Genomic DNA, 14,456 nt, shown 5'->3' with positions numbered 1-14,456 from the left:
TGGGCGCGCATCACGAGGACTATCCATGAGCAACTGCTACAGAGGATGAGGAGGTTGAGCCATGCCCGCGTACGAAAAGCTGTTTCGGCTCGACGGTCGAAGGGCTGTGGTGGTTGGCGCCGGCAGCGGCATCGGCCGCGAGTGCGCCCGGGCGCTGGCGGCGCACGGCGTCGAGGTCATCTGCGCCGACCGCGACGCCGAATCCGCTGCACTCACCGCCCAGTTGGCCGACGGCTCCCCGTACGTTCTGGATGTTCTGGATCCTTCGGCGGTGTCCCTGGCCGCGGCTGAACTGGGCGATGTGGATGTTTTGGTCTTCACCGCCGCCACAAACGTCCGTAAGCGTCTGCTGGACTACACGCAGGAGGAGTTCGACCGGGTCGTCGGGCTCAACCTTGCCGCCTCCTTCGCGCTGGTTCGAGCGTCGCGCCGCCGGACGCCACCCGGGAACCCGGCCTCGGTGAATGGCGAATCAGGCGGATCGCCGTCTGGCCCGTTGGTCGGACGGTGTCGTGGCGATCAGGCTGTGTCGGTGGCAGATCTTGTTGGGGTACGGCGGCTCAGTGATCAGGGCGTGGCGCGAACCGCCGAGACGAGCCCGCCCGCGCCCTCGTCCTGCTGCGGCGGGGTGAGCACAGGACGCCCGTAGGCCTCGGCGCGCTCACGCAGGGTGAAGGTCTCCGCCTCCCAGCCGAGGCCGTCTAGCCAGCCGACCGGGTCCTCCGGCATCTCCCAGACCCACATCGACGCCGCCGATCCCGAAGCGGCATCCCCACGGAAGCGTTCGACCACACCCCGCGAGCCCAGTGTGAGGCCCATCCTGCTGCCTGCAGCGGACAGCACGCCGACCCGTTCGAGCAGCGACTCCACTGCGTCCTCGGTTAGATAGATCAGCAGTCCCTCGGCGATCCACACCGTCGGCTGAGCCGGATCGTGCCCGGCCGCGGCCAGGGCGCCGGGCCAGTCCTCGCGTAGGTCGACCGGGACGGTGATCCGCTCGCAGCGCGGAACGGCACGCTCCTGACGCAGCACCGAGGCCTTGAAGCCAAGCGGTTCGGCCGTGTCGACTTCGAACAACCGGGTACCCGCAGGCCAGTCCATCCGGAAGGCCCTGCTGTCCATCCCGGCTCCGAGCAGCACGACCTGCCGGACGCCGGACGCGACCGCCCGATCCAGCAGGTCGTCCAGAAACTTCGTCCGGATGACGATCGAGAAGGCCACACCGAGCCAGCGGCGCCGCGCCGCCTCGTCCGCGCGCGGGGGCGACGGCGTCCCGGGGCCTCTCCCGCCGGCCGTGGCGAAGGCCAGCGCCAGCGGGTCCCGGAACAGCGGCTGCTCGCGTGCCGTCTCCATTGCCCTCACCCGGGCCACGCCCACGGCTGTGGCCCACACCCCGGACGGCTCGATCGGTTCCGCCGCATGAGTCATGAGTGCAGCCTAGTTGGGCGGCGTGTCACCCAAGACCGTGAACGTTCGTGGCCACAGCACTAGCACTCAGGCTTGGCCCTCATGGCAACGGCACGAAGGTGTTCGCCGATGTCGTGGTCGTCGCGGCAGTGCTCGCAGAACTCCACCCGTGCGGGGCACAGGGCGTCCTCGCCGTTCCACTCGATGCGATTCCAGGTCTGCCCGAGCAACTGCTTCAGCAGTCGGGGGAGGAGCCGTCGGACATGGACTGGTCGTGGCGGGTCGCCGGCATCCAGGTCGCCTTCGCCGATGGCCTCCACGTGGGGACCTCACCGTGATTGACGGGCAGTGGGGTCGCGTCGAGGAGGTGAAGCTGACCAACGTGGTCATCCGGCTCTGGGACGACCGGGTACTCATCCTGCCCAGCACCTGGTTCACCGAACACCCCTTCCAAAACCCGACACGAGACGCGAGTGATCGGCCAGATCCGGATCCACGTCGATCACACCGCCGACCTGGACGACCTCCGTGCCGAGACGAGGCGGCTCGTCGAATCCTCACCGCTGTGGGACAGGCGCCAGTGGGTGCTCCAGATGGTGGACGCGACGCCCCAGGCCGTCGTCGGAAGGCGTAGTACGAGTCGGAAGCTGCCAGCCTCGACTGCAGATCGATCCAGCTGACCACGACACCCGCCCCGGGGCGTCGCGAAACTCCACCGGTCCATCGCTCGAACAGACGACAGACCTCGCCGGTCATGGGCCGCGAACAGCACCCGACGCCCAGGCGCGATGGCTGGCCGGGCCCGGCAGCGGTGACCGGCGGCGGTGCGGGAGGGGTGTCCCGATGCACCCGACGGCGGGGCAGCCGGTATTTTCGGACAGCCCCGGAAATTAGGACAAACGTCAGCCTGCTGCGGCACGATGAACAGCATGGATCCACCGGGTGTCACCCCCGACAAGGACGCCTCCCAGCCGCCAGCCAGAAGGCCAGGAGGCGTTGTTCTGATCGCTGCGGCCGCAGCCATCGGCGGTTTCCTCTTCGGCTACGACACCGCGGTGATCAATGGTGCCGTTGATGCGATTCGGGCCGAGTTTCACCTCTCGGCGTTGGTCCTGGGCACCGCGGTATCTGCAGCGCTGCTCGGCGGTGCGATCGGCGCGTGGTTCGCCGGTCCGCTGGCTGATCGGATCGGCCGGGTACGGGTCATGCTGATCACGGCGCTCATGTTCGCGGTCAGCGCCGTCGGCGCGGCACTCGCCGTAGGTCCCATCAGCCTGACCGCCTGGCGGGCCGTCGCCGGAGTGGCCGTCGGCGCTGCCAGCGTCGTCGTCCCCGCCTACATTGCCGAGATCTCTCCCGCAGGCAAGAGAGGGCGATTGGGCTCCCTGCAACAACTGGCCATTGTGATTGGGATCTGTGTCGCCCTGCTGATCGACTACGCCTTGGCCACCTTGGCCGGCGGTGCCGGCAACGACGTGCCGTGGGGCGGAACGGCGTGGCGGTGGATGTTGGCCTCGGCCGCGCTTCCCGCGGCGCTCTACGGCCTACTCGCGCTGCGGATCCCCGAGTCCCCGCGCTACCTGGTCCGACGCCACCGCGACGAGCAAGCACGTGAGGTGCTGCAGCGGTATGTCGGCGACGGCGAGCGCCTCGGGGAAATCAAAGGTTCGCTCGCCGGCACCAAGCAGACCATTGATCTCGCTGACCTCCGTGGCCGCTCTCCTCGGGACCGACGTTTCGGGCTGCTGCCGATCGTCTGGATCGGCATCATTCTCGCAGCCCTGCAACAACTGGTCGGCATCAATGTAATCTTCTACTACTCCACCACACTCTGGCGGGCCGTCGGCTTCGCCGAGAACGATGCCCTCCTGACGAGCGTCATCACCAGCCTGGTCAACCTCACCGGCACCTTTGTGGCGATCGCCCTCATCGACCGGGTCGGCCGCAAGCCGTTGCTGATCGCCGGCTCTGCCGGCATGGTGCTGACTCTGGCTACCCTCGTCTGGTGCTTCAGCCGCGCCACCGGGACGGGGGAAAACGTCACACTTGCGCCCGGCGTGGATATCGTCGCGCTCCTCGCGGCCAACCTCTACGTCCTGTCTTTCGCGGCAAGCTGGGGGCCGACGCTCTGGGTGCTGCTCGGCGAGATGTTCAACAACCAGATCCGCGTGACCGCGGTCGCGGTCGCCGGAACAACACAGTGGATCGCCAACTGGCTAGTCACTATCTCGTTCCCGAGCCTCGCCGACGTCAGCCTCCCCCTCACGTACGGCATATTCACCGGATTCGCGGCCCTCGCCCTCGTCTTCGTCCAGCGCTTTCTCCCCGAAACGAAGGGACGAGAACTGGAAACGATGTAGTTCATCCCTGGTCGTTCTTCGGGGGAGAGAGGAACTACATGCCCGGGAGCCAGCTCGGCCCGCATGAGCAGCGCCTCGATCCCGGAGAAATTCGGTCCCCACCCACAGGTCGTCGGGACCCGTGCTGTGGCTAAGGGTGGCCATCGCCATCGCCGACGGTGTCCCGGTCAGCCGCGCAGCCCGCGACTGCGGTGGGTGGCACGGGCCAGCCTCGCCCTCGGCGTCGTCGCGTCAGTGGCCGCGAACGTGCTGCACGCCCGCCGAACCCGATAAGCCAAATCATCGCCGCGTGGCCGCCCTTGGCGCTGCTGCTCACCATCGAGCTGATCTCCCGCGAACCCCGCCACCGCCGCCTGTTCCGCGCCATCCTGGCTCCGCCGATATGCCGGGCCTGCTGCGGCCTCCGCGGTGTCCTTGCTCAATGTCGGCCAGAGCGCTACTGGCGGAACGGGCGGGTCATGGCCGCGAGGAGGGAATGCTCGCTGTCGTCACCGGCGATCTGCCATGTGAACGCGCCCCGCAGCCCGTGCCTCGCCGCGAACGCTGCTCGCTCCTGGATGGAGTCGGCGTCCTCGTAGCTCACGAACGTCTGCCTAGCGGGGTGGTAGAGCCAGGGTGTGCGGGCGACCGGATGGCGGTGGCGCTGCCATGCCGGGTCGGGCAGCAGGTCCCGGCTGATGTCGCGCCAGTTGCCGACATCGACGGTACCGATCTGGGGCTGGAACAGGCCGGCTTGCTCGCCGGGTGAGGTGACACGGAATCCGCGGCCGTAGAACGGCACGCCGAGCACGAGCTTGTCGCGTGGTACGCCGTGGCGCTCGTAGTAGTCGACCGCGCCGGTGACGTTGTTCCACTGCCGCAGGCCGGGTTCGAGCGGGTCGTCGGCGACTTGCGCCAGCGGCGCGTTGAACGTAGCGATCGGGGAGAAGCCCGTACCGAAGTCGTAGGTCATGAGGTTGACGAAGTCGAGGAGTTCGGCGAGTTCCGCGAGTTCGAAGCTGTCCGCCGGGTCGTACGGGCCGGCCGACTGCAGCCGCCCGGCCGGTAGGGCGGCGGTCAGCAGGCGGTCCGGGCCGAGACGGTCACGCAGCTCCTGGGCGAGCAGCGTGCAGTTGCGCCGGTCCTCGGGCCGTCGGGTGATCTCGGCAGGGCCGCCGGATACGGGAAACTCCCAATCCAGATCCACGCCGTCGAAGCCGGCGGCGAGTTCCACGCATTCGGCGACCAGGTCGGCGCGTGTACGCGGGGTCAGCGCGGCATCGGAGAACCCACCGGCACCCCAGCCGCCGATCGAGATCACAATGCGCAGGTGCGGATACGCCTGCTTGATCACGGCGAGCTGCGCCGGCGCCGCGGACGGAAGCGTCAGGCGGCCGTGCTCGATCGTGGCAAATGCGTAGAACAGGTGGGTCAACAGGTCGGCGGGAAGATGCTCGATCGGGTACTCGTGTGCGTCCACTCCGGGGAAGTAGGCACCCAGAACCGTCTGCCCCATGATCACCCGCACACGCTAGCAGCCGGCGTCACAGCCGACTCGGGTGAAAACGGCGCGACGGGCTACCCACTCGCCCGTCAGAGGCTGGCGAGACATCCTCATCCGCTTAGGTGAGTGGCATCGCTGCTGTGCCGCTCGTCAGCGCCAGACCTACAACGTCGCCTGTCCCAGCAAGAGACGATGCTCGGCTGTCCACCGATGGGCCGCCCGAACATCGTCCACGCGCCGAGCGCACTCAGCCGCACCGTTGCCGGCTGGCCGGCGTCCGCAGCGGCCGCGATTCCCTCCCAACATCTGCCTGCCACCACAGGATCGTCCGGATCAATTCATGCCGAGCCGGCAAGTCGTACGCATCCGCGATCAACGGCACCAGCCGGGCGGCCTCGGTGAGGTCCGCTCGCGGTCCCAGGCCCGATGTCGCGGCGGAGGAACGATCACCGGCGGAGGATCGCGGTGTGGACGAGGGCAAGGGCGAGAGGCGGGCCGGACCGCCCAGTGTGAGCGTCTTCGAGGCGCCACGGCGCGGCGGATCGGCGCGCAGCCTCATGCATCCAGGGCTCCGGGCACCGCGCGCTGAGGCCGCGCGAACGTCTGCTCGCCGGTGACCGCCTGCACCAGTTGCGGGCGGCCCGCCGGATCACCCACCGCTCTCCGCTACCACCCGGCTGAGGGCGGGCACAGCGCCGTTTCACCCCGGCGGGCGCGGGTACCGCCGCAATCCGGTTCGAGAGGGGTTCCGAGGCGAACTACACCGAGTTCATCCAGTCCGTGGCAGCGAAACCGAAGGTCCCGCCGGGGCAGGCGGAACCTATCACCCGCGCTACGCTCGAGACGTTGGCAGAACGAATCACAGGCGGTCAGGCGCGGGACCTCGCCTCCCAGCTCCCTGAGGAGCTACAAGGCCTGGTGCGTAGGCCCACCGAAGATCTGGAACGGTTCGGGCTCGCCGAATTCTTCGAACGGGTGCAGTCACGGGCCAGGGTGGATCACCAGGCGGCCACCGACGGAGCGCGGGCTGTGCTGGATACGCTTCGTGAGTCAGCCAGCGCGAAGGAGTACGGAGACCTTGTCGACCAGTTGCCGCAGGAGTTCTGGCAGCTGACCGGGCCGGGGACGGGACGGCTCCAGCCTCGCCGGGTCGGCACCTAGTGCCGCGTCAGGCAACGTTTGCCCCGTTTCCGTGAGACTGCTCGGGTGATCGTCAGACTTGCGGGAGAGCAAGACTTCCATGGCTTTCTTTGCCTGGCGGCCCAGGTTGAGTGCTGGTTCGGCCCGATGGTCGAGGATCTCGGCTTTTGCGACGCTGTGCGGAAGCACGTTCGTCGGTCCAGGGTGCTCGTCGCTGTTTCCTCGGGGCCGGATCTCCTGGGCGGGCTGTTGTTCGCGGCGAAGGCGGCATGCCACGAACCGAGAACGCCGCTTGCCCACGGTCGGCCGACTGACCCCCGACCGAGCAGCGACATCCTGACTCGACAGACCGCCGGCGCATGCGTTCACGATCCGACACCGCAAGGCCACGCCTGCGCCAACTTCGCCCGGCGCGACCAGCTCTGCAACGTCTCTCCCGCTCCGCATCACTGATTACCAACTCGGCCCTCGGCCGTCCAAGACCCGCCATCACCGCGGCCTACATCTAGGAAACGAAATGAGGCGGGGGACACTAGTGATCCGTCACGGTCCCGCCGGTGCCCTGCCCGCGCCGGGTCGCGATCACGGTGGTGGCGACGAGGATAGCGAGGAGCAGGGCGGTCAGGCGGGACGGCGCCGGCGTGAACGGTGTCAGCAGGAGGAGCGCCGTCGTGGCCAAGTACGGCACGGTCATCTTGAGCTGTTGATAGGGGCGGACGTGCAGCGTCCAGACTGCGAGCAGGTAGACGGCGACCGGCGCGGCCACCGCGTATCCGGCAGCGACACGCCCGAGGTGCACAGCGCCGGTCTGGTAGTCCACGTCGACGGCGATGCCCGCACCGAGCGCGGCGGCGGAGGCGAAGATTAGGTATTGGCCGTACCCCCAGAGCAGCGCGACCTGTGGCGAGGCCGCCAGGTGGAGGACTGGGCGGTCGAAGTACAGCCACCACATCGCGAAGACGATCACGACGCCGGCACCGGCGATCGACAGCAGAGTGCTTGTCTTGATCCCTCTGTCGAACGCGGTTTGGACGGCGAGGCTGGCCGCGAGTACCGACTCGCCGAGCACGATGATGGTGAATAGCCCGTACCGCTCGGTTATGTGCCGTGGGTGCCAGATGATCGGAGCGGGGCGCCGGGCCCAGAACGGCAGGAGCAGTTCGGCGAGGACGATTACCAGGAAGCCGGGCAGGAGCCACCGGTCGGGCAGTGCCAGCCGGGCGATCCAGGCCACTTGCAGCAACACGATCCCCGCGGCGTAGCGCAGTGCGGTGGCCCGCCGCTCCGGGTCGCTGCGGGCGGCGCGCAACCATTGCGCGACCATCGCCAGCCGCATGATCACGTACCCGTATGTGATGACGGAGAAGTCGCCGTGATCGAAGGCACGGGGTACGCCACCGGCGATCACCAGCGCTCCGGCGATCTGGACCAGGGTGGTGAGGCGGTAGACGTCGTCCTCGGGGTCGTACGCGGAGGCGAATGTGGTGAAGTTCATCCACGCCCACCAGATCGCGAAGAACACCGCCGGGTAGAGACCGATGCCGTGACCGATGTCAGCCTCGCCCAGGTTGTGGTGCAGCCGGTCGGCGGCCTGCCTCACCGCGGCCACGAAGCACAGGTCGAAGAGCAGTTCCAGCGGAGTCACGGTTCGGTACGGCTCGTCGGTGGGGCGGGCGACCATGGGCCGGTACCAGGCCCGGACGGGAGACCGTGGAGGAGTCACTGTGTCGGACATGGCAGCACCTCGGACGGCTCGCGAAGACGGTTCCTGCCGCTGATCATTCCGACCGCGGCCCGTCCCGTACCGGACGCTCACCGAAGTTCACGTGAACGGGCCTGGAAGTCGACTCCACCGGCCGCATGCGAGGCGCCCCAGACCGAACCAAGGGACGACGGTGACTGCTACCGAGGCGGACGGGACCCAACCGCCGATGTCCATCGAGCGTCTGGATCCCGTTCACCTTGCCCGCATCCTGCACAGGCCGGACAGCGCCCGGCCCCAGTAGTGCGAGTCAGCGAATAGCCAACGCTCGTCCTGCGGTGCCTGGGCGGGCGCGGGCTCGCCCGCGAAGTACGCCGCCAGCTCCGCGTCGCATTCTCGGCCAGCCAGCGCTGGGTGGCCGAGAAGCCTCGGGAGGCGGCACCCGCCCGCAACCGTCTCGTCTGGCATCTTCGATTCCGCCGCTTGCCACCGGATCTGATGGCACCCTGAACGCGGGTGCGCGGTCGCGAGCCCGGGAAGGCGGCATCGGGATCACGGTGAACGGCTTCTGATGCGTACCGCGTTGATCGTGCTGGCGGCGCTGGCGGCCGCCGTAGTCGTGGACCTGGTCTCCGGCGTGCTGGTACGCCGGGTTGCCCGTGGCCGCTACAAGTGGTTGTTGGAACCTCTGCGACACGCCTGCCGCCGCCCGGCAGCCACGGTCCTGCTGGTCGGGGCGCTGTACTACGCGCTGCCGCCCGGACCGGCCAGGTGGGAGCATCATCTGCGGCACGCCATCCTGCTGCTCCTGATCGCCGTCGGTGCGTGGCTGGTGGTCAGGGCATTGCACGTCGCCGAAGCTGTCGCGTTCAGCCGGCTGCCGGGCGATATGGTCACGAGCCGGAGGGTCGGTCCGGCGGGCCCGGACCCAGACCCGTCCGGTGCGGCGGCTCACGGTGGCCGTTGTCACGATCCTCGCAGTAGGCCTGATCCTGACCACCTTCCGGCCGGTATGCCTCTTCGGCGTCACCATTCTGACCTCGGCCGGGGTGATCGGCGCGGTGCTCGGCCTGTCCGCGCGCACCGCGCTCGGCAACGCGTTCGCCGGCATCCAGGTCGCCTTCGCCGACGGGCTGCACGTCGGCGATGTGCTGGTGGTGGACGGCGAGTGGGGCCGGGTCGAGGAGGTGAAGCTGACCAACGTGGTGATCCGGCTCTGGGACGAGCGGATACTCATCCTGCCGACCACGTACTTCACCGAGCGGCCGTTCCAGAACTGGACCCGGGACCAGTCTCGGGTGATCGGCAAGATCCAGATCCATGTCGACCACACCGCCGACCTGAACGAGATGCGCCGGGAGGCACGCCGACTGATCGAGGCCTCACCCCTGTGGGATCGAGACCGGTGGGTGCTCCAGATGGTCGACGCCACCCCGCAGACCGTGGTCATCCAGGTGCAGGCCTCGGCCGCGGACGGCGCCAGCGCCTGGGACCTACGGTGCGACCTGCGAGAGGGACTGATCAGCTACCTGCGCGACCAGCACCCCAATGGCTGCCGCGCACTCGCAGCCAGTACCAGCCCTGACAGGCGTCCCGGGTCGGCGCCGGCCTCGAGTGCCGCTAGGTGGCAAACCAGCCGCACGTCGCGCCGGGCCCGCCGCCCCCAGACACCGCCGTGCCACGTCCTGCATCTCGCGATCGTGCATACGTTCGATAAGGTGGCGCCTCGGATGGCGAGGGGTTTCGCGCCCCTGTAGCAAGGGTTACTCGCAGCGGTCCTCCGCGCCTCGGCTGTAGGGCTCACAGCAGCCGGGGCGTTGCTGATGTACCCGAAGATCACTTCCGGTGGCCGGGGGCATAGGGCACGCCGGCGTTGGGTTGGCTTGCCGCGCGGCGCGAACGCTCGTGCGTACCGCCGACCGGGGCGCGGGATCGGCCACCGCGCCAGGCGGGCGAACCAGACGGCCGACGCGGACGCGGTATCGGCCGTCCGACCGCGACCAGGCCGTAGGGCGTGGTCAGGCCGTTGATGAAGGCGGCCTTCGACATAACCGCCTCCTCATCGCTGGTCGTCCATACGATAGGTATGCTTCCAGGCCTGGCCTCCAACCCATGCCATCTCACCCATCCGCCGGGTGGCGCTGGCCAGATCGGAGTGACTTGGGCTGCTCACACGCTCAGACCTGCCCCCTCTTCCCGCTGCTCAACGCAAGCTTGAACGCCTGGCGTAACCACTACTGCGACAGTGCCCAGGGCTGGGGGACATGTGCTCGGTACCAGCTGTACAGGACGGGCCAGCTCGTACCGATCACGCTCCTGCCGAATGGAGTCGACGCGTTCAGGCCCGTACCTGCGGCATTACCCAGGTCCACTCAACCAGTGAATGCACGGCGCCCGTGGACGTCAGCAACAGCGCGAGAGGTGTCGGACAGGTTGCCGGCTGCGGAAAGCGCAGGTGCTACAGAGCCGACTCCACCGGTAGACCATCCGGATCACTCAGGCGGGCGAGACAAGGTCAGCGATTCATGGGTGCTTGCCGTCGCCGATGATGCGAAACGACGCGGCGGTGAACGGCTGCACGTCTGGGTGACGAGCCAGGAACAGCCGTGGTCTGCTCCTGCTCGCGTGTCGCAGCCAGGGGAACCTTCTCACGCCGACGGACCGGTGGTGGTCGCCGTCGCCTGGTTCGAGCCAACCAGCGCCGCGTGGACCGAAACCCTCGCTGGCTCGCGGTGCGAGGCGCAGGTGGAGGCGGCGGTCCTGTTGGGCCTGCCGCGCTGGCCCTCGGCGACACATCCGGCGAGGGTCACCACCTGGGGCGTGGCTCTGGGGGCCACAGGTCTCGCGTTGCATGACCCGACCGGCCATGTATTCGCCTACGGCATCGCCGACATACCGTCCAGGTGGACGACCGCCGCACGGGCGCTCGGTGCCGTCGCCGTCATCTACGGAGTTGGTCCCCCGCAACAGGCAGAGCACCCCGAGCCGCTTCCGGCTCAACGGCTCACCGAGGCGCGACGCGACGGAACCGTCGCCGCCGCATGGGTACCACTGCTCAAGTGACAGGCCGAGGCCTCACCCTTTACCCGGTAAGCGTGCCGGATCCCGCGGTCCTCGTCCGCGGTATGCGGGTGCTGAAGACTTATTCACGTGGTGAGGCCATACGGTGCCGAACCCCGTGCAGGGTGTGTGAACTCGGGTTCCGGCGATCCGACAATGCCGACCGCTCGTACTCGTTGACGACGCCGTTGGGTATCCGTCGAGCACTGCGCGGGGCGCGACGCTCGTTGTCGATCAGGAGTCTGTGGGTGCGCCCGTGCTGAATCTCACGGATGATCCTTCTGTGTTGCAGTTTCCCCGAGGCCTCGGGGAGGGATTTCACCAGTCGACGCCGTCGCCGGCGAACCCCCGGTCGAAGCATCGCCGGAACGTCGATGTCCCCGATCGCGGATCAGGAACTGGAACGCGACATAATCGCTACCTCATCGCCAGTTGTCCATGCGATAGGTATGCTTCCTGACCGAGACCTGCCCTCCAACTCATGCCATCTCACCCGTTCGCCGGGTGACGCTGGCCAGATCGGAGTGACATGGGCTGCTCACCCGCTCAGGCCTGCCCCCACTTCCCGCTGCTCAACGCAAGCTTGAACGCCTGGCGTAACCACCACTGCGACAGTGCCCAGTGCGGGCGGGCGTGCGCTCGGTACCAGCTGTTCAGGACAGGCCAGCTCGTTCCGATCAGGCTCTTGCCGAACGCCGGTGCCGGCCAGGGCGCTCAACCCGGTACCGGCACCCGCGCACGGGTTCAACCCAGGCTCGTCCGCGCCGGGTCCGCACCCTCCAGAACCCCACCGGCGCCTCGGCAGGTCCCGTGGAGGACCCGAGTCGTAGATTGGATTGCAGGTCCCGCATGACTGGATACTGGCCCTGGTGGGCGGGGGCTGCCGGGCTCGCCCTCACCACCATCACCTACGCCGTCACAACCGATCGGTCCTTCGGGGTGTCCGGTGCCTGGGACCGCGTGCTGCACTGGCGCGCCGAACGCCGGGTCGAACGGGTGAACGAGCAGTTCGCCGACGAACGTGTTCTCGCCGAGGCTCTCGCCGTGGCCGCCGCCGACCAGTTCGGAGCCGGGTCGGCGGCACCTGCTGCGCATCCCGCCCCGCACGGCGATGCGCGAGCACCACGACAGGACGTGCGACCACCCGCGTCGCCGAGCCCCTCACTGGCGAGCCTGCTCCCGGCCCCCTTGGTCAGCCAGGTCGCCCTGCTCCTGTCAATCTTCGTCGGCGGGTGGGTAGCGGCGGTTACCGCCGGCCGCTTCCAACTCCGGCTCGACATGGGCGACGCCTTCGGCCAGATCGTGACCGACAAACCGATCGAAATGATTGGCGCGTTGTTCGTCGGCGGCGTACTCGTCGGCTTCGGTACCCGTCTCGCCGGAGGGTGCAGCAGCGGTCACGGGCTCAATGGCTGTGGCCGGCTACAGCCCGTCAGCATCGTCGCGACTGCCGTCTTCTTCGCCACCGGCGTCCTGGTGTCGTTCCTGCTGTGGAAGGTGATCTGATGCGTACCCGGGGCGGAATAGTCGTCGCCAACATCATCGCTGGGCTGGCTCTCGGCTATACCGTCGCGAACATCGGGTTCGGTGACTACGGCGAACTGAACCATATGTTCACCTTCCAGGATCTGCGCATGTTCCTGGCCTTCGCCGGCGCCGTAGCGATCATCGTCCTGGTATTCGCCGTATTGCGCGTCCGCCGCACCCCGGGTCGCATCCACGCCGGCGTAATCCCCGGCGCAATCTTGTTCGGCGGGGGCTGGGCGATCTCGGGTGGCTGCCCGGCGATCCCTATCGTGCAAGTCGCCAGCGGGTACCTGCCTGCCTTGGTCACGATCGCCGGCATAGTCGTCGGCATCCGGCTCTGCCGCTGGGCCAACATGAGGTACTTCCACCTCGACAGCGGTTCCTGTGAGCGGTAGCCGAAGTGGCGGTAGCCCGTGCCTCGGGCGGTCACCGGCGGGCACAAACGGTCCTCACGTCCTGCGGCTGACCCGCCCCACCAGGCTCCTTATCGGCCGTGATCTTCGACCTTCCACACTTCGCGGATTACCTCGCCGAGCACCACGAGGGCTACCACCCTCCGCGGACGGGGATCAGGTCGTTCGTCCGGTAGGGCGCTCCACCTTGTCCCCGTCCGGGAGGCTGGCCGGTCTACGACGTCCCGACGAGCAGATCCGCCAGGCTCACCCGGTGGTCGCGGCAATCTGATCAACGAAACCAAGCCCCGGGCTCATAGAGCCCCGCGACCTGCTCAGCGAACGTGCGAACCGGAGAGCATGCGGTGTCGTAGAAGAATCGACTGACCCGCAGCCGGATTTCCACCGGCTGACGCGCGACCGCCGTGTCGCTGAGCCGACGCTCATAGCAGTTGTGAACCCCGCGAGCCCGGCGGCCGCAACCAGCACAAGCAGCCCGGCGAGCGCGGGCACGAGCCCGTATCCGCAGGCCGGGAGGGCTGGTCGGCGGCCGGCTGCGATGGCCGTCAGGGCTGCGGGTGGGTACAGCGGAGGTCAGGTTGCGACCGTACGATGCGCCGGTGATCCCGCAGACAACGCGCCGCCCGCCGCGCCCGGTGTTGGCGGTGCTGGCGTTCATGATCGCGGGCTACGTCACCGTCATCGCTTATGGTCCTTGGACCAACGCCGGCAGTGTCATGGCTAGCTTGATCGCCGCAGCCGTTGCCGCCGCTCTACTGTATGGCCTGTGGCGGGGTAACCCGTTGGCACAGGGCGTCGTCGCCCTGGCGATGGCTGGCAACCTGGCACTCGGCCTTGTCCACCACTCGGAGATCGGGTGGTTGCGGACAGCCAACATGATGACAGCCCTGCTCATCGTCGCGTTGCTGCTGGTCCCACGATCGTCACGGCGGTGGTTTGCTGGCCCTCCTGTTGAGTCCGCCCCAATACCCGCGCAGGACAGCGACCAGCCGATTGACCTTGAGGCGCTATGGAAGGAGACGGACGCCGGCGAGCGCCGGTAGCCGGGCCGCCTCTGCCTCAGGCTGTGGCCGGAGCGGGCCGGGGTCTTGTGGGACACAGGGGCACAAGACACGTCAAACGCCGTCAAGCAACGATCCACCATGGCGGCCTAAAAAGCCGTGCCAGCAAGTGCCGGCACTGGTCCCGCTGATCGCGGGACACCGGCTCTAAGTTCCGCTTCCGCCCCACTGCACAGCGAAGCCGCCGGCGTCGCTGTGCTGCCGCGGCGGCTTCAAGCCCTCGACCGGCTGGGCACCGACCACGACCCCCTGCGCCGCTGACTCGCGTCTCGCGTCTCGAGTTGTGGGCCCTGCACTCGCGGT

At 68.2% G+C, this 14,456-nt stretch carries 14 protein-coding genes and 1 pseudogene; 11 read left to right on the top strand and 4 right to left on the bottom strand.

The genetic code is table 11. From position 1 onward, the window contains the following. Window positions 1–61 precede the first annotated feature (61 nt). Complete coding sequence (locus ABZ452_RS21255; RefSeq protein WP_357945492.1) at window positions 62–649, top strand: SDR family oxidoreductase; 588 nt, start codon at window positions 62–64, stop codon at window positions 647–649. On the opposite strand, the gene ABZ452_RS21250 is transcribed toward ABZ452_RS21255, so the two are convergent. Next, window positions 568–1,428 carry a class I SAM-dependent methyltransferase gene (locus tag ABZ452_RS21250; RefSeq protein ID WP_357945489.1) on the bottom strand — a complete coding sequence of 287 codons (861 nt, stop codon included), beginning with the start codon at window positions 1,426–1,428 and terminating at the stop codon, window positions 568–570. The genes ABZ452_RS21255 and ABZ452_RS21250 overlap by 82 nt on opposite strands. 47 nt (window positions 1,429–1,475) lie before the next feature. Here ABZ452_RS21250 and ABZ452_RS21245 point away from each other — a divergent pair, with 47 nt between their 5' ends. From ABZ452_RS21245 to ABZ452_RS21230, 4 genes and pseudogenes are all read left to right on the top strand, one after another. Beyond that, window positions 1,476–1,745 (top strand): hypothetical protein, encoded by a 270-nt coding sequence (locus tag ABZ452_RS21245; protein ID WP_357945855.1) that lies wholly within the window; start codon window positions 1,476–1,478, stop codon window positions 1,743–1,745. Then, a complete protein-coding gene (locus ABZ452_RS21240) occupies window positions 1,682–2,041 on the top strand; it encodes a mechanosensitive ion channel domain-containing protein (RefSeq protein ID WP_357945486.1) in 360 nt (119 codons plus the stop codon). The genes ABZ452_RS21245 and ABZ452_RS21240 overlap by 64 nt, the downstream gene beginning before the upstream one ends. Before the next feature lie 295 nt (window positions 2,042–2,336). Then, window positions 2,337–3,767, top strand: coding sequence for a sugar porter family MFS transporter (locus ABZ452_RS21235; RefSeq protein WP_357945482.1), 1,431 nt, complete (start codon window positions 2,337–2,339; stop codon window positions 3,765–3,767). 126 nt (window positions 3,768–3,893) lie between these two features. After that, window positions 3,894–4,120 (top strand): annotated as a pseudogene (locus ABZ452_RS21230) (hypothetical protein); the annotation flags it as partial. An 83-nt stretch (window positions 4,121–4,203) separates the two neighbouring features. Here the strand turns inward: ABZ452_RS21230 and ABZ452_RS21225 are convergent. Then, the gene (locus ABZ452_RS21225; RefSeq protein ID WP_357945845.1) at window positions 4,204–5,262 is read right to left on the bottom strand and encodes a glycoside hydrolase family 18 protein; all 1,059 of its coding nucleotides are present in this window, start codon (window positions 5,260–5,262) and stop codon (window positions 4,204–4,206) included. Window positions 5,263–5,979: 717 nt separating this feature from the next. On the opposite strand from ABZ452_RS21225, the gene ABZ452_RS21220 reads away from it, so the two are divergent. Beyond that, window positions 5,980–6,411 carry a DUF2267 domain-containing protein gene (locus tag ABZ452_RS21220; protein WP_357945843.1) on the top strand — a complete coding sequence of 144 codons (432 nt, stop codon included), beginning with the start codon at window positions 5,980–5,982 and terminating at the stop codon, window positions 6,409–6,411. Here the strand turns inward: ABZ452_RS21220 and ABZ452_RS21215 are convergent. Together ABZ452_RS21215 and ABZ452_RS21210 are read right to left on the bottom strand one after the other, a co-directional pair. Further along, a complete protein-coding gene (locus tag ABZ452_RS21215; RefSeq protein ID WP_357945480.1) occupies window positions 6,301–6,837 on the bottom strand; it encodes a helix-turn-helix domain-containing protein in 537 nt (178 codons plus the stop codon). The two genes, ABZ452_RS21220 and ABZ452_RS21215, sit on opposite strands and share 111 nt — an antisense overlap. Window positions 6,838–6,922: 85 nt before the next feature. After that, the gene (locus ABZ452_RS21210) at window positions 6,923–8,125 is read right to left on the bottom strand and encodes a low temperature requirement protein A (protein WP_357945476.1); all 1,203 of its coding nucleotides are present in this window, start codon (window positions 8,123–8,125) and stop codon (window positions 6,923–6,925) included. A 908-nt stretch (window positions 8,126–9,033) separates the two neighbouring features. Here ABZ452_RS21210 and ABZ452_RS21205 point away from each other — a divergent pair. The 5 genes from ABZ452_RS21205 (at window position 9,034) to ABZ452_RS21185 (ending at window position 14,135) form a co-directional block, all read left to right on the top strand. Then, a complete protein-coding gene (locus tag ABZ452_RS21205; RefSeq protein ID WP_357945473.1) occupies window positions 9,034–9,849 on the top strand; it encodes a mechanosensitive ion channel domain-containing protein in 816 nt (271 codons plus the stop codon). A 772-nt stretch (window positions 9,850–10,621) separates the two neighbouring features. Further along, complete coding sequence (locus ABZ452_RS21200; protein ID WP_357945471.1) at window positions 10,622–11,155, top strand: hypothetical protein; 534 nt, start codon at window positions 10,622–10,624, stop codon at window positions 11,153–11,155. Between the two features lie 846 nt (window positions 11,156–12,001). Continuing rightward, window positions 12,002–12,658 carry a YeeE/YedE thiosulfate transporter family protein gene (locus tag ABZ452_RS21195; protein WP_357945468.1) on the top strand — a complete coding sequence of 219 codons (657 nt, stop codon included), beginning with the start codon at window positions 12,002–12,004 and terminating at the stop codon, window positions 12,656–12,658. Then, a complete protein-coding gene (locus ABZ452_RS21190) occupies window positions 12,658–13,074 on the top strand; it encodes a YeeE/YedE thiosulfate transporter family protein (protein WP_357945466.1) in 417 nt (138 codons plus the stop codon). Before ABZ452_RS21195 ends, ABZ452_RS21190 begins: the two co-directional genes overlap by 1 nt. 617 nt (window positions 13,075–13,691) lie before the next feature. Further along, on the top strand, window positions 13,692–14,135 hold the full coding sequence (locus ABZ452_RS21185; RefSeq protein WP_357945464.1) for a hypothetical protein: 444 nt from the start codon (window positions 13,692–13,694) through the stop codon (window positions 14,133–14,135). Window positions 14,136–14,456: the final 321 nt, after the last annotated feature.

This window comes from Micromonospora sp. NPDC005707, from assembly GCF_040631005.1.
Lineage (GTDB): Bacteria > Actinomycetota > Actinomycetes > Mycobacteriales > Micromonosporaceae > Micromonospora.
Note: the sequence above shows the minus strand (reverse complement) of the source record. Positions and strands in the feature narration are given on the sequence as shown.

Bases quoted from the DNA above. Each gene is read 5' to 3' on its own strand.
- ABZ452_RS21210 (WP_357945476.1), bottom strand. From the start codon at position 8,125: ATGTCCGACACAGTGACTCCTCCACGGTCTCCCGTCCGGGCCTGGTAC.
- ABZ452_RS21255 (WP_357945492.1), top strand. From the start codon at position 62: ATGCCCGCGTACGAAAAGCTGTTTCGGCTCGACGGTCGAAGGGCTGTG.
- ABZ452_RS21225 (WP_357945845.1), bottom strand. From the start codon at position 5,262: ATGGGGCAGACGGTTCTGGGTGCCTACTTCCCCGGAGTGGACGCACAC.
- ABZ452_RS21190 (WP_357945466.1), top strand. From the start codon at position 12,658: ATGCGTACCCGGGGCGGAATAGTCGTCGCCAACATCATCGCTGGGCTG.
- ABZ452_RS21250 (WP_357945489.1), bottom strand. From the start codon at position 1,428: ATGACTCATGCGGCGGAACCGATCGAGCCGTCCGGGGTGTGGGCCACA.
- ABZ452_RS21195 (WP_357945468.1), top strand. From the start codon at position 12,002: ATGACTGGATACTGGCCCTGGTGGGCGGGGGCTGCCGGGCTCGCCCTC.
- ABZ452_RS21235 (WP_357945482.1), top strand. From the start codon at position 2,337: ATGGATCCACCGGGTGTCACCCCCGACAAGGACGCCTCCCAGCCGCCA.
- ABZ452_RS21215 (WP_357945480.1), bottom strand. From the start codon at position 6,837: ATGCGGAGCGGGAGAGACGTTGCAGAGCTGGTCGCGCCGGGCGAAGTT.